Below are 22790 nucleotides of genomic sequence, written 5' to 3'. Positions count from 1 at the left end.
ACAGGAAAGGGGATGGAAAGAGCGATGAGTGGGAAGTTGGTCAGACGAAGCTTGCTAACTTTTGCGAAATTGCCGCTCTGTTTGGCGAATAACTTGTCAAAGCCGGCAAGCTCTCGACGCCAAAAAGCGTGTGCATTAGTTCGCAACAGTTGCTTGCTTGCGCTGCTCGCGCTAGTTGTCTGCGGATTGGGGAGCGGCGCAAGCGCGCGTGCCGAAGTACCGTACGGAACGTTTATATACGACTTGAGCGGCCGGGAAATCCCGGTTCAGCCGGCCTATGTGCCGGAGACGTTTTTTCACGGCGGATTGAAAAATCCCGAAGATTTGTTCATCGATGCCAAAGACCGGCTGTTCGTAGCCGATACGGGAAATAACCGGATCGTGCAGATGGACTTGCGGGGCGAGACCCGACGCGTCATCCAGCCGGAAGGGGCGGGCAAGCTGAACGAGCCGGGCGGCGTGTTCGTCAGTCCGGACGGGACGATTTACGTCGCGGATACGAAAAATAAGCGAATCGCCGTGTTCGACGAGACAGGCGGCTTCCTTCGTTCCATCGGCAGGCCGCAAGCTCCCATGATCCCGCCGGATTTCGTGTTCGAGCCTACCAAGCTCGTCGTCGACGAACGGGGATATATGTATGTCGCGACGCGCAACGGATATCAGGGATTGCTGCTGCTTGATCAGGACGGAGCGTTTGAAGGATTTTTCGGCGCGAACAAGGTTGATTTCCAAATGTCCGACGCGCTGAAACGCGTATTTTTTACGAAGGAGCAAATGCAAAAGGAGCTGCTCAAGCTGCCCGGCACCGTCTCCAACGTCACGGCAGGCCCGGACGGCCTGTTGTACACGACCTCGATGAAGGTGACGAGAGGGCAAATCAAAAAGCTGAACTACGACGGCAAAGATCTGCTCGGCGAGCAAAACTACGGCGTCAGACGGTTGCTGGCCGGCCAGCAAAAGCAATTCACCGACGTAGCGGTCGATTCTCTCGGCAACATGACCGCCGTCGACGCGTTGTTCGGCTTGTTGTTCCAATACAACTCGGCGGGAGAGCTGATGTTTGCATTCGGCAGCAAGGACGAAGGCTACGGCAAGCTCGGGCTGTTCCAATATCCGTCCGCGCTGGCGGTCGACTCGGCGGGAACGCTATACGTGCTGGACCGGACGGCCCATATGATCCAGACGTTCAAGCGTACCGAATTCGGAGCGCTCGTCCAGAAGGCGACGGATCTGCACCTGCAGGGGCATTATGACGAAAGCGCAGGCCCGTGGCGGGAAGTGCTGCATCTGAACAGTAAATACGTCAGGGCGCATCTCGGTCTGGCCAAATCGTATTACAAAAACGGAGAATATGCCGAGGCGATGCGGGCGTTCCGCGAAGGCGGCGATACCGGAGGATATTCCGACGCGTTCTGGCAGCTGCGGCTGCTCTGGATGCAGCGGCATTTTACGCAAATGGCGGCTATCGGGGCAGTCGTTCTGCTGATCGCATTCGCCGGATGGAAGCTGAAAACGAAACGGGCCCGAAGGAAGGACGGTGAACGCATTGAATCTGCAGCTTAACGACAACGAAGCGAAGCGGAGAAGACTTCCGTTCCGTATACCGTCCGTTGCCCTGTTCGGAGCATCGGGTTACACACCGGACCTGCTATCGTCCGGTTTCTGGGCGCAGCTGGCCAGGGATGTCGGCTATCAGCTCAAGCAATCGTTCCGGGTGCTGAAGCACCCTTTCGAAGTGTTCTGGGAAATCCGCTATCGTCCCGAAGGCAGCATGTGGGCGGCGGTGCTGCTGCTGGCGGCCGGCTACTCGGTACATGTGCTGTCGCAGCTGGCGACTTCTTATTTGTTTAACCCGTCAGGCGACGATATGGTGAACCCGCTTACGCTGCTGCTGCAATCGCTTCTGCCGTGGGTTACCTGGGTGTTCGCCAATTATTTGATCGGCTCGATTATGAAAGGCCAGGGCCGCTGGACCGAGGTGTTCGTCGGCAGCGCTTATGCGCTGATGCCGTTTCTGCTCCTCTCTTTGCCGCTCGCGATTTTGTCCAACATTTTAACGCTGAACGAGAGGGTCGTATACGATTTCGGCAATGTGGCGATGGTGTGTTGGACGCTATTCTTATTTTTCGTCATGGCAAAAGAAATCCATAATTACGACATCGGGGAGACGGTGCTTAATGTCATCCTGTCCGTGCTGTTTATGATCGCCATCTGGATTCTGCTGTTTATTCTGGCAGGACTTACGTTCCAGCTGTACGACTTCGTCTCCCAGATTGTGAAGGAGGTGTCGTACCGTGGTTAGACGTGCTGCGACGGGTTTGCTTATAGCCGCAGTGCTGGTTGTCGCCATATATATCGTAGTGTTTGGCGTGCCGTTCGGCCCGGCGGCGCCGGATAGCGGGGGCGAGCCGGCGACTGCGGCGACTGCGGCGAATCCCGCTTCCTTCGCAAGGATGGAATACGAGCCTGCCAGCTACCGGAAAGTCGCGGAGAACAGCAAGCTGGAACTTCACGTAAACGATGCCGGGCATATCCGGGTGTTCGACAAGCCGGGCGGACGCTTCGTCTGGCAGAGCGACCCCGATACGTCCAAGGAGCCGGACTTGAGGGGGATCTGGAAGAGCAACGCCGATTCGCCGTTTTTGCTGGATTATGCGGACAGCTCGAAGCAAACGACCGGCGTCCTGATCCAGACCGCCAATCTGAGCGACGCCAAAACGAAAACGACGGTCGAGCCGGCGGCCGGCGGTGCGAATATTACGTTTGACTTGCAGACGCTGGGCATCGAATTCAAGACCGAAATCCGCTTAAAGGACGACTACGTGGAGGTAACGATTCCGGATAGCGGCATCGTCGAGAAGACGGCCAAACAGGTCGTGTCGATCTGGCCGTTCCCGTTTTTTGGCGCGGCGCAGAAAGGCGACATCGAACAGGACGGCTATATGCTCGTGCCGCTGGAGATGGGCGCCATCGTCCCGATGAAGGAGGAGCATCAGCTGCTCTCCCGCGTATCCGCCAAGTTGTATGGCAGCGACCGGGCGATCCCGGGCCAGCCGGGATCGAATTCGATCTTCCCGGCGTTCGGGATGAAGCGGGATTCGCATTCGTTCGTCGCGATCGTCGAAGAGGGGGAATACACGTCGACCGTACACGCCACTCCTGCGGGATTGTATACGTCCTACCATTGGATCGCCCCGCAGTTCGTGTACAGGAACGAGTATTTCCGCCAGACGAGCAAGCTCGGGGCAGGCTACAAGACGGTCGAGAAGACGAGGACCGCCGACAACAGGCGCATCCGGTATTATTTCCAATCGGGCGACCAGGCGGATTATGCCGGAATGGCTGCGGATTATCGCAGCTATCTGATGGAAACCGAAGGGATGAACCGGATCAAGCCGGTTTCCGAAGCGTTGCCGCTGCTGCTGACCTTGTACGGAGGCGCAGAAGAGAAAGGGCTGTTCTCGCCGAGATTCGTCCCTGCCACTACGTTCAGTCAAGGCGGCGACATTTTACAAGGGCTGCACAGGGCGGGAATCGGCCCGATCCACGTACTGTACGCCGGCTGGTCGGCGGGCGGAGACCGGAGCGTTCTTCCCGAAGTATCGCCTGCGGAGAAAGAGCTGGGCGGCAATCAAGGCTTGACCGCCTTCATCCGGGAAGCGCAGCGGCTGGGCGACCGTGTCTATTTGCAGGCGGACTATACCCGCTCGCGGCAAAACGACAGCTTCGTCGTCTCGCGCGATGCGATGAAAGACATTAACAACAAGGCCCCGTTCAGCAAATGGCTGGGCGAGAACGAATATGTGAACCCTGCAGCCGTCGCGCTCCGGCTGTTCGGCGAACAGGTCGGGAAGTACGAAGCGCTCGGCATCGACGGACTATCATTTACCGGTCTGGAGAGCGTCTATTCCGACTATCGCGCGAGCCACCGCGCCTCCCGGGCCGATGCGGCGGCGGATTACCGGAAGCTGCTGGCGCTGGCCAAGGAGCGGCTCGGTTCGGCCGGCACGTCGGAAGGCAGCGGTTATTTGCTGGGCCATACCGACTTCATCCAGAGGCTTCCGCTCGGAGCGAGCTACGATCTCGTTGCGACGAAGTCCGTCCCGTTTCTGCCGGTCGCGATCCACGGTCTGGTCGATTATTCCGGGGGCTGGGGCAATATGCGGGAGACGGGGACGTCCGAACGGCTGCGCTCGATCGAATTCGGCGCGCTTCCGCAATATTTGCTGACTTATGAAGATCCGGTAACCTTGCGCAAGACGTCGGGCGAGTTTATCCTCAGCAGCAAGTATGACGAATGGAAAGAAACGATCGCAACCGAATACAAAAGGTGGAACGAAGCGTTAGGTCCGGTTCGCAGCGTCTTTATTACAGATCACCGGGAGCTGGCGCCAGGTGTCTTCGAAACCCGTTATGAGAACGGGACTTCCATCGTCGTCAATTACAACGACACGCCGTATGCCGGCAAAGGCGTCAGCGTGCCGGCTCAAAACTTTGCCGTCTACAGCGGCTTGGGGGGATAAGATGTTACCGGCAGCAGCAACGCGCAACAAACGTTCCCGGCTTTCGATCGAGACGCAGCAGGCGATATCCGGCTATCTGTTTCTCATCCCGTGGCTCGTCGGGCTTGGATTGTTCGTCCTGTTCCCGCTCGGATTTTCCCTGTACATGAGCTTTCAGAAAGTCCGTTTTACGGGAGACGGGATGAAGTTCGAATACAAGGGCTGGGAGAACTACTCATACGCTTTTTTGTCGGACAATACGTTCGTCACGGCACTGATCAATATCGTCAAAAATACGATGCTCGTCATCCCGATTATCGTCCTGTTTTCCTTGTTCGTGGCGATTTTGCTGAATATGAAGTTTCGCGGCCGGATGTCGTTCCGCGCGATCTTTTTCCTTCCGGTCATCTTCAGCACGGGACAGGTGTTATCGGAAATATTCAACCAGAAGGCCGGAAGTCTCGACATGCTGAACAAATACGATATCGCCGGCTTCGTCTCGGCCAACGTGCCGACCTTTTGGGCCGACCCGATCTTAACCGTGCTGAATTTGTTCGTCGTCATTCTCTGGTACTCGGGCGTGCAAATTCTGATCTACCTGGCCGGCTTGCAGACGATCGGCTCCAGTGTGTACGAAGCGTCGCTGATCGACGGGGCGACGGCCTGGGAGATGTTCTGGAAAATTACGCTTCCCGCGCTGACTCCGTTCATCCTGCTTAACGTCATCTATACGGTCGTCGACATGTTCACGGTGCCTCTGCTCAATCCGGTGCTGAACATGATCGTTACGAATATGTCCGCGCCTAATCTCGGCTACGGCTACGCCAGCGCGCAAGGCTGGATTTATTTCTCCGTCGTGTTCGCCCTGCTGCTGGTGGTGCTGGGGCTGTCGCGCAGATTCGTTCATTATTCCGGGGAAAGGTAGGGGAGCGCCATGATAGGGAGACATTGGGCGGACCGGGCGCGCACCTTGCTGCTCGGCGACCGGGAACGGAAAGGAATGATCGTGCTCGTCATCTTGTATCTCGTTCTGCTGGACATCGCGCTGATGTATTTGACGCCGTTTCTGTATATGCTGTCGACGATGTTCAAGACGACGGCCGATCTGCTCGATCCGACGATCCGGTGGGTGCCGACATCGTTCGAATGGAGCAATCTGAGACTGGCGTGGGAGGGGCTGAAATTTCCCGAAGCGCTCAAAAACTCGCTGCTTTTGTCCGGCAGCTCGGCGATCGGGCAAGTGTTATTTTGCTCGCTCGCCGGTTATGCGTTCGCCAGACTGAAGTTTCCGGGCAAAAATATTTTGTTCGCGCTGCTTATTTTCAGCTTCCTGATCCCACCGCAAACGCTGATTATTCCGCTGTACGTCCTGTTCAAAAATTTGGGACTGCTCGGCACCCATTGGGGCATTATCTTGCCCGCCCTGCTCGGGCACGGCATCCGGGGAGCGCTGTTCGTCATTATATTCCGTCAGTTTTTCATGACGCTGCCCAAAGAGCTGGAGGATGCCGCGCTGATCGACGGCGCCGGACCGTTCCGGGTGTACTGGCGGGTGATGATCCCGCTGGCGAAGCCGGCGATCGTCGTCGTATTCCTGTTTTCCTTCGTCTGGCATTGGAACGAGACGTTCATCACCGGGATGATGCTCGGGGGCAACGATATGCCGCTGTCGCTCAGCTTGTACAGCCTGAACAAAGTATTGACGGGACTGTACCCGGATGCCGAGGGCGGCAGCTTCGATCTGAACGAAACGATCCGGATGGCGGCCAGCTTTCTGATCATTATGCCGCCGCTGATCGTCTACATGATCGCCCAGCGGTGGTTTGTCGAAGGGGTCGAGCGGACCGGTCTGGTGGAATAGGGAATGAAGACATTCAAATGAATCTTAGAATCGAGGGTTAAACGATGGGTATGGAGAGAGGCAAGGTGAAATTTGCCGTCGTCGGCTGCGGAGGCATTTCGTTCAGCCATTTTATCGGGATCGAGCGGGCTCCCGAAGCGGAATTGGCTGCCATTTGCGACACAAACGAGAGCCGGGCGGCGGAATACGGCAGCAAATACGGGGTTAAAGCGTATACCGATTACGGCAAGCTGCTCGCCGACCCGGACGTGGAGGCGGTCTGCTTGTGCACGCCGAGCGGCATGCATGCCGAACAGACGATCGAGGCGGCGGAGGCGGGCAAACATGTCGTCGTCGAGAAACCGATGGCGATCTCGCTATCGGATGCCGACCGGATGATCGAAGCTTGCGAGGTGATGGGCGTCAAGCTGGCGACGATCTTTCCCAGGCGCATGTCGCCGGCTTCGCAGTTCGTCAAGAAGCTGCTCGATGAAGGCAAGCTTGGACGGCTGAGCCTATGTAGCGGCTATGTCAAGTTTTACCGGGACCAGGCCTATTACGACAGCGCCGGATGGAGGGGGACGTGGGCGATGGACGGCGGCGGGGCGATGATGAATCAGGGCATTCATACGATCGATCTGCTGCAATGGCTGGCCGGGCCGGTCGAGACGCTGCACGGCTACGCCCGGAACGTGCTGCGCGATATCGAAGTGGAGGATACGGCCGTCGTCTCGATGCAGTTCAAGAACGGGGCGCTCGGTTCGATCGAAGCGACGACGACGGCCTTCAAGCAGCCGGACCACCGGATCGTCATTCACGGGGACAAAGGGACGATAGAGCTGACCGGCGACGAGATTACGGCGCTGGATGTGATCGGGGAAACGGTGCACATTCCCGCTTTCGAGCCGTTCTCCGTCGTGCCGGACGGACATGCCGTTCAAATCCGCGATATGGCGCTCGCCATACGGGAAGACCGGCCGCCCGTCGTAACGGGACACGACGGCAAACGATCGCTAGGAATTATCCTTGGATCTTACGAGTCGCAGCGAAGTCATCGGGAAATTATTTTGATGTAACGGGGGCGCTGTCCCGGGGTGAGCCGGTTTACTTGATAATCCGATATCCCCCGGACAGCGTCTTGGCATATTCGGAAGGCGTCATATCGGTCGACTTCTTGAAATGCCGGGAAAAATAGTGGACGCTGCTGTAGCCGAGCAGCTCGGAAATTTCCGTCAAATTGTAAACATCCTCGCGGATATACATTTTCGCCCGGTCGATCTTGAGCTGGTTCAAATATTCCATGACGCCGCAGCCGACCCGTTTTTTGAACAGGATGCTGATTTGCGTCCGTCCGATCGCAAAATGGTTACACAGATGATCCAGCGTCAAATTTTCGCCGATATGCTCGTTCATGTAAGTGATGATTTTGTCGGCCATCCCGATTTCCTGCTTCTCGCGCGGAACGGGAGCAGCCGGGAGCTCCTTGTCGGCGTGGCCGGAGCGGATCAGGTGGATGAGCAGCGTCTCGAGATGCACTTTGAACAGCTGCTCGCTTCCGAAGGGGGCGTTCTCGCGGGGAGTCAGGATGCGTCCGCTGCCCGTCGGATTCGGGCCGAACGAATTCCACCCTTCCTCGATCAACTGGGCGAGTACGAACCGTTCCTTATCGGTCAGATGAAACATTTTGTTCCGCAAAAAAAACGACATCGGCTCGGAATCGCATTCGAACGTCACGACGAACACGTTGGGGGATACTTTACCGTTGCTGCGCGGGCTGTGAAATTCGTCAGGCTCGTGAAAGAGCAGATCGCCCTGCTTCAGACAGAAGTGGCCGGAGTCCGTATCCAGCTCGATCTCCCCTTTGTCGACGTAAAATATTTCCCAGAAATCATGCTTCTCGCCGGCATATTTGTAGTTTTTGGACAGTTCGAAATAGTAGCACGAGATCAACTTGCGAATGTGTAGTTCTTCTCGGATTTCGTAACGCGGGAATCGCATCGGCGAAATGGCCCCTTCCGCTGAAAACGTTTTTTTTCTTCATTTCCACATTTATCGGCAATTTCCTCTTCCATTGCAAAAATGATTGCGAGCCGGAAGAAAGTGCAAATGAATCGAATGATTGTACAAAACCTTGTGCAAAAAAGAAGCTCCATCGTCTAAAGATGGCTGTCGGATTCCAAGGTATGATTACGTTGAAACTACGACAAGAAACGGAGGCGCATCACGATGGAAATCGGCGTCGTCAATATTTTGAAAAACAACGGCAATTGCTTCGAGCATGTCAGCCAATTCGGGCTGAACGTCTGCCAGCTGATCGGATGGAATCCGGAACTGTGTACGACGGAGATCGCCGATCAGGTCGTCCGCGAGTCCGAGAAGCACGGCGTGAGAATTTGTGCGATGTGGGGCTGGGTGGCCGGTCCGGGCAAATGGAACTTTACGGAAGGACCCGTTACGTTAGGGCTCGTTCCTGAGGCATACCGGGAGGAACGGGTGCAAACGCTCAAAGGCTGGGCCGATTTCGCCAAACGGATCGGCGCTCCGGCGCTCGTCACGCATTGCGGCTTCATCCCGGAAAACGTCACCGATCCGAACTACGAAGGCGTCTTGGACGCGATCCGCGAAGTGGCCGTTTATTGCGAAAAGCTCGGCATCGGCTTCTGGTTCGAGACCGGTCAGGAAACGCCCGTTGTGCTGCTGCGGACGATCGAGCGTGTCGGCACTTCCAATCTGGGCATTAACCTCGACCCCGCCAACCTGATCCTGTACGGGAAAGGTAACCCCGTCGACGCGCTTGACGTGATCGGCGCTTATGTCCGCAATGTCCACGTCAAGGACGGGATGTACCCGACAAACGGAGACTTGCTCGGCAAAGAGGTGCTGGTCGGTACGGGCAAAGTCAATTTCCCGGCTCTGCTGACCAAGCTTCGTTCGATCGGGTACGACGGGGAGCTGATTATCGAGCGGGAAATAGCCGGCGAGGAGCAAGCCCGGGATATCCGGGCGACAGTCGATCAATTAAAGGCGTGGCTGGCCTGATCAGCCGGGAGGAGATCGGATATGAATCTGTTTACGACATTAAAGGGTTCTCTGATGGAACAATTTTTCCCGGCAGGCTGGGATCTGGAGAAAATCGACCGCTGCGCCGGATCGCCGCGGCAGGAAGCGCTTGCGCGGGAAGCGCACTGGAACGCGTCTTTCGAGCCGGTACCGTGCGCTAGCCTGGAGCAGTTCGACACGTACATGGGCCATGAGATCGCCCTGCTGATCAAGCAAACGCGCGACCGCGGAGAGAAGCTGTCGCTGATCCTGCCGGTCGGACCGATGGGGATGTACAAATGGACGATCTACTTCCTGAAAGCCTGGAACGTAAGCGCTTCGCACGTCTACGGGTTCAATATGGACGAATGGAGCGACGCGGAGGGCAACACGCTGCCCCCGACGAACCCCGGCGCGTTCCAGTACGCGATGGAAAACAGCTTCTACCATCCGCTCGGCGAGCTTACGGTACCGGAAAACCAGCGCAATTTCGCAACCAAGGAAAACTTGCCGCTGTACGCGGAGAAGATCGCGAAGCTGAGAAGCGAAGGCGCCAAGCTCGCCGTCGTGTACGGGATCGGCCGCGTATTCCATATCGCTTTCTGGGAGCCGCACTTCGCCGAAGAATACGAATCCGAGTCGTTTTGGCGCGCCGATACGCACCGGATCGCCGCCAAGCTGCATCCGCTGACGATCGAGCAGAACGCGATCACAAGCTTCAAAAGCCGCACGACGCTTGTTCCTTGTTACGCCAATACGATCGGTCCGGGCTTGTTTTTGCAGGCGGATTATGCGATCGGCGGCGCAGACGGTCTGCTCGGGCGCGGAATGATGTGGCAGGGCATGTCGCTGCTGACGACGCTGAAATACGGACCGGACCCGTGGGTGCCGTCGAGTTATATGCCGACTTTGCCGGGCAAGCTGTTTTTCCTGAACGATCTGGCAGGACCACTTGTGCCGGAATTGAATTGATCCGGCTGACAGGCCGGTCTGAGGAACGAGAGGAGTAAACCGAATGAACATATTGGCAGTAGGCGCCCATCCGGACGATATCGAGATTTCCTGCGCAGGAACGCTCTCCAAGCTGAAGGAAGACGGCCACCATATCGTAATTTGCCACGCCTGCAAAGGAGACAAGGGACATTATACGATCCCGCCCGAGGAGCTGACCGTCATACGTCGTGCGGAAGCGCAGGAGGCTGGAGCGGTAATCGGCAGCGAAGTATTGTCGCTTGGCTTCGGGGACGGCGAGCTGATCGCGGAAAGCCAGGAAAACCGGATGATTTTCATCGATCTGGTCCGGTATGCGCGCCCCGATATCGTCATTACGCATGCGCCGAACGATTATATGCCCGATCATATCGCGGTGAGCCAGCTTGTGTTTCATGCGACGTTTTTTGCTACATTGCCCTGGTTCAAGACAAATCATCCGGCCGCGGACAAAGTGCCGGGACTGTATTACATGGACAATTTATCCGGTCTCGGCTTCGAACCGACCTTTTACGTCGACGTTACCGGCCATATGGAGACGAAGCTGGAGATGCTGCGCAAGCACCAAAGCCAGCTCGTCTGGCTGAAGGAGCACGATAACGTCGATATCGTCGATTTCGTTACGACTCTTGGGAAGACAAGGGGCATCCAGGCGGGCTGCACGTATGCGGAAGGGTTCGTTCAGCATCTCGTATGGACGAGGCCGAACGCGGTCCGGTTCCCGGTCTGATCCGGGGTCATCATTTAATGTGGGGAGAGAAACGTATGTTGAAAGTGGGCTTGGTCGGCCTCGGATTTATGGGGCGGGCGCATCTGACGAATTACCGGCGCCTGGAGCAGGAAGGCTATCCGATCCGGGTGACGGCGATCTGCGATACGGACGAGGACAAGTTTCGAGGCATTTTCGCTGGGGGCAACATTCAGGTCGACGAGAGCAACCTCGCTTTGTCCGCCAGCCGCCATTACACGGACTACAGCCGCATGCTCGAGGAGGAGGAGCTGGATATCGTCGACATCGCGATGCCGAGCTACCTTCATGCGGATATGACGGTGCAAGCGATGGAGCGGGGACTGCACGTGCTGTGCGAGAAGCCGATGGCGCTGAGTACCGCAGAAGGAAGGCGGATGCTGGAAGCGGCGGAGCGGAGCGGCAAAAAGCTGATGGTCGCCCAAGTGTTGCGTTTCTGGCCCGAGTATGAATATTTGAAGGAGACGGTAGACAGCGGCCGTTACGGCAAAGTGCTGTCCGCTCATTTTTTCCGCGGCGGGAATCCGCCGCAATGGACGCACAACGATTGGATGGTGCGCACGGAGACGAGCGGCGGCGGGCTGTATGACCTTCATATCCACGATATCGATATGGTGAACTGGCTGTTCGGTAAGCCGGATTCGGTATCGACGTTGGCGCTCGACGTACTGCCGGGCAGCTCGTTCGATATTATTTCCACCCAGTACGTCTATCCCGACCGGAAGGTGGTCAGTTCGCAGAGCGACCGAACGCTGGCCGGAGAATTCGGCTTTGAGATGTCGTTCCGCGTTAATTTCGAGCGCGGCAATCTTGTTTACGAGAAGCGCGTGCTTCGCGACAATCCTGGGGACGGCAAAGCAATTGTGCCGCAGTTACCCGACGAGCCCGGCTATTACCGGGAAATTAAATATTTTGCCGATGCGGTGCTGCATGACCGGCCGATTGTGAGAGCCAAGCCGGAGGAGACGCTCGCGTCGCTGGCGATCGCCGAAGCGGAAGCGCGCTCTGCCCGGGAGGGCGGATCGCTGGTAAATATTGCGTAGATGTAAATTCGCGAAAAATCGCAAAAATAGCCCGGCCGGGGATTGCTCCGGACCGGGTTGTCTGTTATCGTAAAGAGAAAGGAGGGGAATCGCATGCCATTCAATATTGGTTGGACAGGGATCGTTCTTATCGTCTTGATCGCATTGCTTCTGTTCGGACCATCGAAGCTTCCCCAATTGGGACGCGCGATCGGGGATACGATGCGGGAATTCCGCAAAGGCAGCCGCCAGATGATCGCAGACGCCGAGCAAGAGAACGCCGACGACAGCAAGAAAGCCGAGCGCAAGCAGGTAAACTGACGGTTTGTTGAAGCCGGGAGATGACCGGACGACGGGAAATGTTTGGATGTGCATCCGGCCCGTGTCAAACGGAATGTTCTGGCGGATTTGTTTGAAACCGTTATCATGACCTATAATCTGGAAGATTTGGACTTGGACCGGACGTTCCCGCCTTTGCGGAGAAGCGTCCGGCTTTTCTTCGTGCGCTTTTTTTGCGTTTTGAACGGACCGATGGCGACGAAGTCGACCCGGTCGCGGTCCCAGAAGTATGTCCGGTTCCCGGTCGCTTTGCCGCTGCCGCTGCTGAAGGCGGTCTGCTGCTTGCTGAACGAGCCCCAGAGCGGCGCCCGGTTGTTGCCGATAAAGACGCCGCTGTTCGGTCCCATCTCATTCACCCGGATTTCCTTAAAGATGATCGCTGATTGGGGAATCGCTGCCCGCTCCTTTCGTCCGGAGTCTCCGGATGTGTGGTCAGCTACAGCTTACGCGGGAATAGGGAGCGCGGGTTGGGCGAATGATCGCATGGGGCCGAATCTCACTGCGGAGCTTTGTACGAATAACCCGAGGACGTTCGGCGGAAGCCGTCTGCGCCCGCCGGGTTGTTTTCGCGATCCGGTCGTCCGGCGCGTTTTTTTGGAGCGTCCGGGGTGTTCACGGAATCGGGAGTTTGCGGCGGTGTCTGCTTTCCCGCCTCTTTGCCCCGAAACAGCGATTGCGGATCGAATTGGACGTCGAAGTTGTTGCCGAGATTCAGTGAACCGCTCAGTTCCTCGATATCCAGGGCGTCGAGCCGGAACGTTACATTTTCCACGACGGGGTGATGAACGTTCAGCTGGCGCACGACAATATTTTGTTTTCTCGTTTCGTTGGCCAGCGACCGGACTGTCTGTTCAAGCCGTTCGATTTGTCGTTCCAGCCGGGCCAGCTCATGATCCGCACTTCCCCGGGGGTCCGGCGCCGGTTTACCGCGCTGCGCAAACCATTTGAACATGGCCATTGTCCTTTGTCCTTTGTGTACGGGATTTTAACAACTTGTCTTTAACAGTATATGGGCTGACCCTGGAAACGATGCTTGCGCTTTGCCGCGAGCACGAATAGGACAACAAAGACCGGTCATATATATGGTTTATTACGACGGAATGGAGGGAACGGCATGCCGGGAACGATTATCTTTAACGGGATCTATGTGAACGCTCAAGAGACGAACGGCGCCATCTTCGTCGGCGAAAATGCGGCCCCCGGCTGGGATTCGCACAATAAAAACCAGATGTCGATAGGCTCGATTAAGAACGGCTTCGGAGGCGGCGGCAATTTCTCGGGCAACTTGAACCTGCTGTCGGATAACGATTTCCTCGATACGCTTATTTTCGACGGATTCGAGAAGGAAGGCGGGGGCAGCATTCAATCGTAAGGAGGAGGCGGGCGGAGGCCATGCTCGATACGAAGTTTCTCGTACAGTTCGACCGGATCGTCGTGAATGCGATGGAAACGAACTCGGGCGTGTTTATCGGCACGAACCTGCAGTACGCGTGGAGCTCCCACAGTAAAACGAATGCCAGCATTACGGGCATATCCGGCGATCATCATGAAATTACGGGCAACATCAATGTGATCTATGATAACGATATGATCGACACGCCGATCGACGACCGGGACGTCGTCTTAAGCGGGCAGCAGGTGGCGAAAGCGTGCTAGCCAGGGTCTCCCGGCGGCGTCTGAGAGCGGAAGGGGGGGATGAATATGCGCCGTTCGAACGAAGAGGAAGCCCCGGCCGGACGCGCTCCGTTTGACTGGGACGACTTTCAGAACCGTTTTTTCGGCGAAGGCGGGTGGAAAGAAACGTGGAACGGCGCATCCGGGACGATTCCCTGGGTCGACCGGTACGTGAAAGGCATCCTGGCGGAAGCGGTGCCTGACTCCGCTGCGGCGAACTTCAAGCCTTCCGCCGCGCCTACCCGGCAGACGGCTGTCGCTTGCAACGTATTCGAGACGCATCGCGCCGTCATCGTCAGAGTGAAGCTGTCCGGAGGTCCGGCCTCGCGGGACGTCCGGGTGTTCGGCACAGCTTACGAGCTCCGGCTGGCCGGGTTGCCCGGAGGAGAGGCAAGAACGATCAAGCTCCCCGTGCCGGTAAGGCTCGATGGAGCCAAGGCGATCTGCAAGGAACAGATTTTGGAGGTGACGCTGCCGAAAGAGTCGGAATCGCCCGTCAGAGAGATTCCGGTCCGGTTTATGGGTGACAGCTGACCGAATCGGCTGGAGACGGGGCGGGCGAAACTGAAATCTGAACGGTCCACCCGCGAGCTGCCGGAATCCCCCGGCAGTTTGTTTTTGTTGGAGGACATGATGAGCATGAGCCCCATACCGCGGTAGGGTGGATAAGTTTTGTCCGCGATATAGGTATCGAACTCGGTTAGACAACCTAGTGAAAAAGGAAAAGATTACCTTTTGGCGAGTTTTGTCTGGAATCCCCTACCTTTCAATCCTTATTTATTCAAGGGATTCCGGACAACCTGTTTGGGTAGAAGAAGGTAACTTTTCACTTGGAACGGCCTGCTAACACTTCTACACAATGTATCGACAGCCTCGCCAGAGACTCTTAGGGTTAGAGGTAGCCTGTGCATTAAGTTGTTCGAAACGCGGTTCATGGCAGCAGTTAGAAGAAGCAATGGTTGGCAACAACACTACGAAGCACCGGATCGAAATTACGCTTCGAAACATACGAAGCAACGTTCCGAAGGTGAAATTTGGGTTCGTCTGTCCCGGCTCCTGATGCGCATGTGACCGCCTTCCGCATACGATATCCCGAGGATGTTGAATCGGATCACGGAAGCGGAGGCGGGGGACATGGCGGAAGAGAAAGAGAGGGACCCGTGCGTCCGCTGCGGACATCAGCCTGAGAAAGCCGACAAGTATTGCGTACGCTGCGGCGCACCTCTGATGAATCGCTGCACCAAAAAGAAAAGCCCTTTGCACAAGGGCTGCTCGAAGGTGAATCGCCAGGATGCGGCGTTTTGCTCGGATTGCGGATCGCCGACCGTATTTAGAGAATCGGGATTGCTGTAGCCAGCCGGCATGAACTTCCTGCGGTTCAGCCTTATTTGGCGACAAGGTCGGCTTGCCCGGCCGATTCGCGCACGAGATCGGTAAACCAGCGGCGAATCGGCTCGGGAATCTCCTTGGCTTCTTCGCCGGACAACCAGTCCATAAAATCCGAATCGTCCAGCGCCGAGCGGATTCCGGACAACCTGTTGTTGTTTCCGGTTACGTCGCCGAACCCTTGGTTATGCTTTTTGTTGCTTTGAAAATGGGACGGAAAGTTATTGCCCATATTGACGCAGGATGCGCCTTCCACGCTGCCGATCTCGATATGCCCGATCACGAAGTTCGGGGAAAACAACGAAGCGGCCATGATCTCGAGCCTCCCATCGCCCTGTTATGAGGATCGCTGCGGACGTTTCTTCTGAATATGTATGCCGCCATGCGCCTGATTGCGGGTTCCGTCAAACGAGCCCATACTTTCGCTGCCTTCCTCCCGGCTCGTTCTCCCGATAATTACATTGATTCCGGTATTAACCGACGAGCTGTCGGTCAACTCGTCGATCCGGATCGATTCGAATCGGATGCGTACCATTCGGTTTTCCCTCCCTTAATCCGAAGCATCGTTGCTCGGCTCGTTGTCTGAATCTGCAAGATCCGCCGGATCGATAGCGATATCGACCGGAGAGTCGGCCTCAAGCTTCCGAAGAAATTCGACGGTCAGCAGTCCGTCGCGTATACGGGCTTTCATACCGGTTCCGGATATGCCGGGAGGAAGCTCGACCTTGCGGTGAAACGGCCCGAAAAACCGTTCGGCTACGATCAGCTCGTCTTCCTCCACCGGATACGGACAAGAAAGGTCTCCCCGGATATGGAGCGAGTTTTTGTAAAACGACAATTTGACGGCATCCGCCTTGCAGCCCGGAAGCTCGACGATGACGAAGAGCCGGTCCGCCGTCAGGTAGACGTCCGTGCGCGGTTGCTGCGTAGGAATCAGTCCGGATATATCTTGCCAAAATTGATCGCCCAACGTCCGGTCGGCTTGGGAACGAAGCTTTTTCCAAAATTGGCGGGGGATTTCGCTCACGGCAGCCTCCTTTCAGCATGGGCCGGTTCGTACTCTTTTATTATCGTATGAGCAAAGCGGCGATCCCATGACGTCGGAGAACGGTCTCGCCCTCGGTCCGATTATCTTCAGCGGATTCCGTATGGTTTGGGGGACAAAAAACAAAACCGGAAGCACGCAACGAGCGTCTCCCGGCTTTGTTCGAACGGCAGCGGTTATACGAGTTTCACCAAGTGCACGACCTGCGCGTCCGTCCATATCCGGATCACGTGGTTGACGGAATCGTACTGTACTTTACCTTCGCCGATCTCGATTGTAGGCTCGGCCCCGAGCCCGTAGAAAATATCGTCGGCCAGCGTACACATATATTCGATCTGCTCCTCGCGATCGAGTTCCTCCCAGTCCGCCCGCTCCATAGCAAACGATTCGTAGCAATTGTCAATTTGTCCGAGAGCATGTCCCAAATCCCGTACGATGTCGCGGTATTCGCGATTGAACCTGACGCCCATAAGCTGTTCACGACCTTTTGTTTTCACATTTAGCTATATCTTACCAGATGCGGCGTGGTGGAATCCAGCAGGCGACCGAACAAATTGATCGGCCGGATCGGTACAGTGGAACGGAACCTTCCGATTCTGTTAAAATTGGATCAATTGCAAGCGAATGAAGAAAGGAAGGTTCCCGTATGAAGGCTGAGGCCAAGCAGTTTTTGCTGGACTTGCTGTCGACTCCGTCCCCCTCCGGTCAGGAATGGGAGATACAGCGGAAATGGATGGATTACGTAAGACCATATGCGCAGGAAATCCGGACAGATATGGCGGGCAATGCGATTGCCGTTCTGAACCCGGAGGCGGAGTTCAAAGTGCTGATCGCCGGACACTGCGACGAGATCGGGCTGATCGTCAGCCGGATTGACGAGAAAGGGTTTATTTACTTCGACGCCTTGGGAGGAATCAGCCCAAAGCTCGCGGTCGGCATGAAGGTGGATATATTGGGCTACGGAGGCCGGCTTACCGGGGTAATCGGGGCGAACGCCCAGCATCATGGCGGGCTGAAGGAAGAATTTGAATTCTCCGATTTGTGCATCGACTGCGGAGCGGCGAGCAAGGAGGAGGTTGCCGCTTTGGTGCAGGTGGGCGATCTGTGCGTGTACAAGCGGGAGCCGGAGCTGCTGCTTAACGACAGGCTGAGCGGGCGGGGACTCGATAACCGCACGGGGGCGTTTATCGCCGCAGAGACGCTTAGGCGCGTTGCCGGACGGGGGGCGAAGGTCGGAGTGTATGCGGCCAGCACGGTCAACGAGGAGACGAATATGGGAGGGGCGTATTTCGCCGGTGCCGGGGTTGCTCCGACGATGGCGATTGCGGTCGACGTTACGTTCGCCACCGATTACCCGGGAGCGACGTCCAAGCATGAGATCATCGAGCTGGACGGTGGGCCAGTGCTTGCCAAGGGAGCGCCGATCAACCGGAAAGTTAACCGTCTGCTCGAACTTAGCGCGCAGCGGTTGGGCATGCGGCTGCAATACGAGCTGACGCCACGCAAAACCGGCACCGACGCCGATATGATTCGTACGACAGGCCGGGGCGTTCCGATCGCGCTTGTCTCGCTGCCGCTCCGTTATATGCACGCTCCTGTGGAAACGGCCAGTTTGCGGGACATCGAGCAGGAGATCGAGCTGCTGGTCGATATGATCGATCATTTGACCGGAAGCGAAAATTTGAACCCGATCCACGACGAGCTGTAACACCGGAAGCCCCGCACTGCCCGCAACAGGCATGCGGGGTTTTCTCGCAGATATAAGCAGGTGTCAGTCCGCGGGGGAAGAGGGAACCGGAAACGAAGCAGATCGATCCGGCTGCTGCGACTTGGGAAGTGAATTAATTAATCACATTAATTACGATCTGCGACTCTTCTCCCCATCAACACAAACCGATGAATCGAGGAAGAGAATAGTTGCGTCATAATAAAGTTCGCCTGAGCCCTATTAAAGTCAACCGCGACCGTTCAAACCCCATATACCGCTTCTTTCCATTGAAGCGTTTCTCTGTCTGGGATAGACCCCGCTTAAGAATTCATTTAATGCCATTAAATAAATCGGGCGATGTTCTCCCTGCACATATCGCTGTTTCTCTTCGGCGGTAGGCTGGTTATAATCAAATTACAGAGAACGTTGCTGGATAAGGAGGCGGCTTATGGACAGACGGACATTTATCCGGAGAATGCTGGCAGCAGGCTTCCTGACGGCCGCCGCTGCGGGAGGCGCTTGGACATTCGGGCTGGACCCCGAGGGCAAGCCGGACTCAGGCGAACCGGCCGGACGCACCCGGCTCGGAGAGCAAGGTATCGTATGGGGCAATAAGGACGATCCGTCCGGGGCGCTGCTGTCGTTTATGATCTTAAGCGACTTGCATATCAATAGCGGCATTTCGTATCCCAGCGAAAATTTGCGCCGCGCGCTTGAAGATATGAAAGCTTTCGAATCGAAGATCGAGTCGATCGTGATGACCGGCGATATTACCGAATCCGCGACCGAATCCGACTATAAGGAATTCCGGAACGTGATGAGTCCGTACAAGCTCCCGCCGGTATACGCCAATATGGGCAACCATGACTATTACAACATCTGGATCGACGCAAACGGAGCGTGGAGCAAGGAAACGATGCCGAACGGCAAGTCCGATCGGCAGTCGCGTCAGCTGTTCATGGAACAGTTCGGTCTGGATAAACCATATTCGGAAGCGGTAGTGAACGGTTACCGGCTGCTGCTTCTGTCCCAGGAAGCCTACGTTCAGGAACAACCGGACGTCGGGGAAGGCGCGTGGTATTCCGACGAGCAGCTGGCTTGGCTTCGGGAGCGGCTGGCGGCGCGGAGCGACAACAAACCGGTTTTTATTATGATTCATCAGCCGCTGCCTGCCGCCGGACGCAACGGAGGCAATCATGCTATGATCCGGGCGAACGAATTCCGGGATATTTTGCAACGACATTCCCTGGTTTTCGTGTTCTCCGGCCACACGCACCAGGATTTTCAGAACGGCAGGGAGCATTACGTGAAGGAGAGGTTTCATTGGTTTCAGAATTCGTCCGTCGGACGGGTGTTGAACCCCGAGTTCAGGCCGTACAGGGAGCAGGTGTCGCAAGGTTTATACGTGCAAGTTTTCCAAGATAAGGTCCGGCTGAGGGGAAGAGAGTTTATCGGGCGTTCTTGGATCGGAGAGGCAGACTGGACCGTCCCGCTGGCCTGATATCCCGTGCGCTGTTACCGCTGTTATGAACCTGACTCCTGCTACTTACGCAAAATATTGTGCCTGACGATAGCCTGGACGAAGCGAGAGACGAATATTTTGAACAGAGTCCGGCATCGGCGTTCTCCATCCTGGAGCGAGGCGACACCTTCCCGCTAGGGGAAGGGTACGTTCGATGGTTTACTTCGGAGCAGCTACGAAGCGAGCTGGAGGATACTCCGTATCAGCTCGAACGATACGAAAGCGACGAGCTTTATGACGGGGCCGGTTATATCCGGATCGCCGAGCTGTCCAGACTGCGGTAGCTTGCCGGTGCGGGATTCCAGGCCAGAGCGGGCATTGTGAACCGGAGGGGAGAGCTATGAAGAGAAGTGTGCCGGGCAAGATTGCTTTCCTGGCGGTAACTCTGATTGCACTGGCGTCCATATATTTGAATTTGCAGCTTCACGACCGGTTGAAGGCGGAACGGCATCCGATTATACTTACCCATTTCGACCGATATGATTTGGAGTTGTTTAACGATTTCGCCGACCGGTTTCAGCAAGGAAAAGGGGGTTATATTCTCTTGATCCCGCCGGTCGTGGACGGAGGTTACTGGATTCATGACGTACATTCACAAGGAAAAGAAATCAGATGGACAATCGACAACACCAGGGACGGAATGACCGGCGAGGCCGACAGAGGGAAGCGGGAGTTTGTCTGCCGTGCGATCGAGCGGATTGACGGCGGGACGAGCTACACCTTCGCGCTGAGCCGGTGCAACGGTTATAATGAGGGGGAGAAGATCCCTGTACTTTCGTTTAATAAAGACGAACTCTAGAACGGGGCGGTCGACCCCATTATGTAGACAAAGAAGGTCGATCAGCCGGAAACGAGGGATACGTATGGATTTGTATGAAGCGATTAAAAGCCGGAGATCGATCGGCCGGGTCAAAGACGAGGCGATCAGCCGGGAAACGGTCGAACTAATTTTGGAAGCGGGCAACTGGGCGCCGAGTCATCATGCGACGGAGCCTTGGCGTTTTTATGTCATGAGAGGCGAAGGGCGGAGCGTGCTGGCCAAAGCGTACGGCGATATCGCCGTCGAAACGGCGAAGTCGGGCAATGCATCGGATGAAGCCGAGCTGCGGGCGAAGCAGGGGGCCAAAGCTTTTCGGGCGCCTGTCGTCATAGCCGTCGCCGCCTCGCCTTCCAAAGTGCCTCAAGTGAACCGGAGCGAAGAATTCGCCGCCGTCCATGCCGCCGTGCAAAATATGCTGCTTGCCGCGCATGCCGCCGGTCTCGGCGCGATCTGGCGTTCCGGCGAGCCGATGTATCATCCGATCATGAATCAGGCGTTCGGCTTGACCGGAGACGAGCAGTTAACCGCACTGATCTATCTGGGCTATCCGGATATGCCGACTCCCGCCAAGTCGCGACGGCCGGTTCAAGAAAAGACGGTGTGGATCGATACGGCGGCCCGGTAATTCGGAGCCGGGAAGAGAAGATGACGAGAAGCGGCACTTGCAGAGTGCCGCTATTTTTTTGGATAACGATTGTTGTTGGCGCTTTCAAAGAGAAGATATGGAGATGGAAGGTTAAACGGATCCGTCACTTTAACCTTGCATTCATTCTCCGGTAGGCCTGCGGAGTTGTCCCGGTCCGTTTTTTGAACGTTTTGCAAAAGAATGAGGATGAGGCGAACCCAAGTTGCTCTGCGATGAGGGCGACAGAGAGTTTGGTATGCGCGAGTTGCTTACGCGCCGCCTCGATCCGAATGTCCGCTAATTTCTCGCTAAAGGTTTTCTTGTACATTCGTTGCAGGACTCGGTTCGTTTGACGAGTGCTGAGATGAAGCAGGCTGGATAAATGTTCAAGCGTCAAATGAGAGGAATAATGGTCGAAGTAATCGTCGATTAGCTGGCTGCGCGCATCGTTAATATTAGGGAAAGGAACCGGCACGGTTGCAGCACTGAAGCTGGTTAAGGCACGCATAAGCTCGACCAGGATCTCACTGAAGCCGGCCTGTACGATGGTGTAGTAACCGAGACGGCGCTCTTGCAATTCCCGGGTGATCCGTTGAAACAATGGGAGCAGGCACTCTTGATTCGGGATACGGCGGAATTCCTTCGAAAGGAGAGCTGCTATCATCGTCCCAGCCTCTTCAGGCGGGCCATTGGAGTGCTCCTCCACTTCGACATATTCGAAACGGAACGTGTATTTGCGTAACGGTGCGAAGCGATCCGATTGGAAGGCGTGGTACAGGCCGGACGGAATCAGGTAGGCCGTATGAGGGATAAGCGCTTCCTCCTCCTCCTGTCCGCTCAACGTTAACAGCCCGGAACCCGATTCAACGAAGTGCAGTTCACTCATGGCATGATTGTGCTGATTCTGCATCGCCGGCGAGCCGTCAGATAGGAACGTTCCATCCATATGTATGGTGAATATCAAACTCCCAATCCGGGTCTGGATTATAAAATTCGTTGCTGCGATGAATTCCATAACCTCCCCCCACTCTCCCATGAAAGTTGAAATAGCACTATTGTGACATGTTTCTGCAAAAGATGGCGCTTGGCCGGCTACTGCCTTCTTCCCCTTCAAAGTATACTCGTGGTGCAGCTAAAAAAATATTACTATAAACGGAGGAAACAAGCTATGGTGCAACCATTCGTTAAAAAACTTTCCCAACTTCCCGGCTATGAGGGGGAGGGCGTCACCTTTCTGGAAGAGCACGAAGCCGAGACGATCTCCAGTAACTATGTGAGGCTCTCCAAGGGCCAGAGCACAACAGTCGGCAATCACGACGATGAAGAGGAAGTCTACATCATCATGGGTGGTCGAGCGAGTCTCAGACTGAACCAAACCGTTTATGAAGTCGAATTCGGGGACGTCGTCTATATCCCGCGCGATGTAGAGCACCAAGCGACCTGCATCTCCGAAGAGGATTTCGAGTACATTTGCGTCGCGAACTGGCCGGATCGAATCCCGGGTCAACCCGTCCATCATAAGTAAGACGA

General features: G+C 56.1%; 29 protein-coding genes. 21 read left to right on the top strand and 8 right to left on the bottom strand.

Annotated features, from left to right (window positions below; all coding sequences use genetic code 11):
* Window positions 1-24: 24 nt before the first annotated feature.
* From PV433_RS12280 to PV433_RS12255, 6 genes are read left to right on the top strand one after another with little or no spacing between them, the layout of a single operon-like run.
* Window positions 25-1563, top strand: a complete 1539-nt coding sequence (locus tag PV433_RS12280; RefSeq protein WP_332072429.1) for a hypothetical protein — start codon at window positions 25-27, stop codon at window positions 1561-1563.
* Window positions 1538-2302 (top strand): Yip1 family protein, encoded by a 765-nt coding sequence (locus PV433_RS12275; RefSeq protein WP_332072428.1) that lies wholly within the window; start codon window positions 1538-1540, stop codon window positions 2300-2302. The genes PV433_RS12280 and PV433_RS12275 overlap by 26 nt, the downstream gene beginning before the upstream one ends.
* A complete protein-coding gene (locus PV433_RS12270) occupies window positions 2295-4523 on the top strand; it encodes a DUF5696 domain-containing protein (RefSeq protein ID WP_332072427.1) in 2229 nt (742 codons plus the stop codon). Before PV433_RS12275 ends, PV433_RS12270 begins: the two co-directional genes overlap by 8 nt.
* A gap of 1 nt (window position 4524) precedes the next feature.
* Entirely contained in the window at window positions 4525-5427 is a 903-nt protein-coding gene (locus PV433_RS12265; RefSeq protein WP_332072426.1) for a carbohydrate ABC transporter permease, read from the top strand.
* 9 nt (window positions 5428-5436) lie between these two features.
* Complete coding sequence (locus PV433_RS12260) at window positions 5437-6363, top strand: carbohydrate ABC transporter permease (protein ID WP_190926612.1); 927 nt, start codon at window positions 5437-5439, stop codon at window positions 6361-6363.
* A 44-nt stretch (window positions 6364-6407) separates the two neighbouring features.
* Window positions 6408-7418 carry a Gfo/Idh/MocA family protein gene (locus tag PV433_RS12255; RefSeq protein ID WP_332072425.1) on the top strand — a complete coding sequence of 337 codons (1011 nt, stop codon included), beginning with the start codon at window positions 6408-6410 and terminating at the stop codon, window positions 7416-7418.
* 28 nt (window positions 7419-7446) lie between these two features.
* On the opposite strand, the gene PV433_RS12250 is transcribed toward PV433_RS12255, so the two are convergent.
* On the bottom strand, window positions 7447-8340 hold the full coding sequence (locus tag PV433_RS12250) for an AraC family transcriptional regulator (RefSeq protein WP_332072424.1): 894 nt from the start codon (window positions 8338-8340) through the stop codon (window positions 7447-7449).
* Window positions 8341-8568: 228 nt separating this feature from the next.
* On the opposite strand from PV433_RS12250, the gene PV433_RS12245 reads away from it, so the two are divergent.
* The 5 genes from PV433_RS12245 to tatA all read left to right on the top strand — a co-directional run bounded on the left by PV433_RS12245 (window position 8569) and on the right by tatA (window position 12462).
* Complete coding sequence (locus PV433_RS12245) at window positions 8569-9381, top strand: sugar phosphate isomerase/epimerase family protein (protein ID WP_332072423.1); 813 nt, start codon at window positions 8569-8571, stop codon at window positions 9379-9381.
* A 21-nt stretch (window positions 9382-9402) separates the two neighbouring features.
* On the top strand, window positions 9403-10353 hold the full coding sequence (locus PV433_RS12240; protein WP_332072422.1) for a glucosamine-6-phosphate isomerase: 951 nt from the start codon (window positions 9403-9405) through the stop codon (window positions 10351-10353).
* A 43-nt stretch (window positions 10354-10396) separates the two neighbouring features.
* Window positions 10397-11101 (top strand): PIG-L deacetylase family protein, encoded by a 705-nt coding sequence (locus PV433_RS12235; RefSeq protein ID WP_190926619.1) that lies wholly within the window; start codon window positions 10397-10399, stop codon window positions 11099-11101.
* 35 nt (window positions 11102-11136) lie between these two features.
* Window positions 11137-12162, top strand: coding sequence for a Gfo/Idh/MocA family protein (locus PV433_RS12230; RefSeq protein WP_332072421.1), 1026 nt, complete (start codon window positions 11137-11139; stop codon window positions 12160-12162).
* A gap of 93 nt (window positions 12163-12255) precedes the next feature.
* Window positions 12256-12462, top strand: coding sequence for a twin-arginine translocase TatA/TatE family subunit (gene tatA, locus PV433_RS12225; RefSeq protein WP_332072420.1), 207 nt, complete (start codon window positions 12256-12258; stop codon window positions 12460-12462).
* A 110-nt stretch (window positions 12463-12572) separates the two neighbouring features.
* On the opposite strand, the gene PV433_RS12220 is transcribed toward tatA, so the two are convergent.
* Complete coding sequence (locus PV433_RS12220; RefSeq protein WP_332072419.1) at window positions 12573-12836, bottom strand: hypothetical protein; 264 nt, start codon at window positions 12834-12836, stop codon at window positions 12573-12575.
* A gap of 140 nt (window positions 12837-12976) precedes the next feature.
* Entirely contained in the window at window positions 12977-13432 is a 456-nt protein-coding gene (locus PV433_RS12215) for a hypothetical protein (protein WP_332072418.1), read from the bottom strand.
* 162 nt (window positions 13433-13594) lie between these two features.
* Between PV433_RS12215 and PV433_RS12210 the strand changes: the two genes are divergently transcribed.
* From PV433_RS12210 to PV433_RS12195, 4 genes are all read left to right on the top strand, one after another.
* Window positions 13595-13852, top strand: a complete 258-nt coding sequence (locus tag PV433_RS12210; RefSeq protein WP_332072417.1) for a hypothetical protein — start codon at window positions 13595-13597, stop codon at window positions 13850-13852.
* Window positions 13853-13872: 20 nt separating this feature from the next.
* Complete coding sequence (locus tag PV433_RS12205) at window positions 13873-14136, top strand: hypothetical protein (protein WP_332072416.1); 264 nt, start codon at window positions 13873-13875, stop codon at window positions 14134-14136.
* A 45-nt stretch (window positions 14137-14181) separates the two neighbouring features.
* Entirely contained in the window at window positions 14182-14688 is a 507-nt protein-coding gene (locus tag PV433_RS12200) for an Hsp20/alpha crystallin family protein (RefSeq protein ID WP_332072414.1), read from the top strand.
* Between the two features lie 600 nt (window positions 14689-15288).
* Entirely contained in the window at window positions 15289-15507 is a 219-nt protein-coding gene (locus PV433_RS12195; RefSeq protein WP_332072413.1) for a double zinc ribbon domain-containing protein, read from the top strand.
* A gap of 31 nt (window positions 15508-15538) precedes the next feature.
* Here the strand turns inward: PV433_RS12195 and PV433_RS12190 are convergent, their stop codons facing one another.
* The 4 genes from PV433_RS12190 to PV433_RS12175 form a co-directional block, all read right to left on the bottom strand.
* On the bottom strand, window positions 15539-15853 hold the full coding sequence (locus PV433_RS12190) for a hypothetical protein (RefSeq protein WP_332072411.1): 315 nt from the start codon (window positions 15851-15853) through the stop codon (window positions 15539-15541).
* Window positions 15854-15877: 24 nt separating this feature from the next.
* On the bottom strand, window positions 15878-16075 hold the full coding sequence (locus PV433_RS12185; protein WP_332072410.1) for a hypothetical protein: 198 nt from the start codon (window positions 16073-16075) through the stop codon (window positions 15878-15880).
* A 15-nt stretch (window positions 16076-16090) separates the two neighbouring features.
* Window positions 16091-16567 (bottom strand): Hsp20/alpha crystallin family protein, encoded by a 477-nt coding sequence (locus tag PV433_RS12180; protein ID WP_332072409.1) that lies wholly within the window; start codon window positions 16565-16567, stop codon window positions 16091-16093.
* Window positions 16568-16761: 194 nt separating this feature from the next.
* Window positions 16762-17082, bottom strand: a complete 321-nt coding sequence (locus tag PV433_RS12175; RefSeq protein ID WP_332072408.1) for a hypothetical protein — start codon at window positions 17080-17082, stop codon at window positions 16762-16764.
* 149 nt (window positions 17083-17231) lie between these two features.
* Here PV433_RS12175 and PV433_RS12170 point away from each other — a divergent pair, with 149 nt between their 5' ends.
* From PV433_RS12170 to PV433_RS12150, 5 genes are all read left to right on the top strand, one after another.
* Window positions 17232-18293 carry a M42 family peptidase gene (locus tag PV433_RS12170; protein WP_332072407.1) on the top strand — a complete coding sequence of 354 codons (1062 nt, stop codon included), beginning with the start codon at window positions 17232-17234 and terminating at the stop codon, window positions 18291-18293.
* A 448-nt stretch (window positions 18294-18741) separates the two neighbouring features.
* Entirely contained in the window at window positions 18742-19794 is a 1053-nt protein-coding gene (locus tag PV433_RS12165; RefSeq protein ID WP_332072406.1) for a metallophosphoesterase family protein, read from the top strand.
* Between the two features lie 59 nt (window positions 19795-19853).
* Window positions 19854-20099 carry a hypothetical protein gene (locus PV433_RS12160; protein ID WP_332072405.1) on the top strand — a complete coding sequence of 82 codons (246 nt, stop codon included), beginning with the start codon at window positions 19854-19856 and terminating at the stop codon, window positions 20097-20099.
* Between the two features lie 56 nt (window positions 20100-20155).
* A complete protein-coding gene (locus tag PV433_RS12155; protein WP_332072404.1) occupies window positions 20156-20614 on the top strand; it encodes a hypothetical protein in 459 nt (152 codons plus the stop codon).
* A gap of 64 nt (window positions 20615-20678) precedes the next feature.
* Entirely contained in the window at window positions 20679-21260 is a 582-nt protein-coding gene (locus PV433_RS12150) for a nitroreductase family protein (protein ID WP_332072403.1), read from the top strand.
* A 124-nt stretch (window positions 21261-21384) separates the two neighbouring features.
* Here the strand turns inward: PV433_RS12150 and PV433_RS12145 are convergent, their stop codons facing one another.
* Window positions 21385-22275 carry an AraC family transcriptional regulator gene (locus PV433_RS12145; protein WP_332072402.1) on the bottom strand — a complete coding sequence of 297 codons (891 nt, stop codon included), beginning with the start codon at window positions 22273-22275 and terminating at the stop codon, window positions 21385-21387.
* Window positions 22276-22428: 153 nt separating this feature from the next.
* Between PV433_RS12145 and PV433_RS12140 the strand changes: the two genes are divergently transcribed.
* A complete protein-coding gene (locus tag PV433_RS12140; RefSeq protein ID WP_332072401.1) occupies window positions 22429-22785 on the top strand; it encodes a cupin domain-containing protein in 357 nt (118 codons plus the stop codon).
* The last annotated feature ends 5 nt before the right edge of the window (window positions 22786-22790 follow it).

It is taken from the genome of Paenibacillus sp. GYB004 (assembly GCF_036577605.1).
Lineage (GTDB): Bacteria > Bacillota > Bacilli > Paenibacillales > NBRC-103111 > Paenibacillus_AB > Paenibacillus_AB oceani.
Note: the sequence above shows the minus strand (reverse complement) of the source record. Positions and strands in the feature narration are given on the sequence as shown.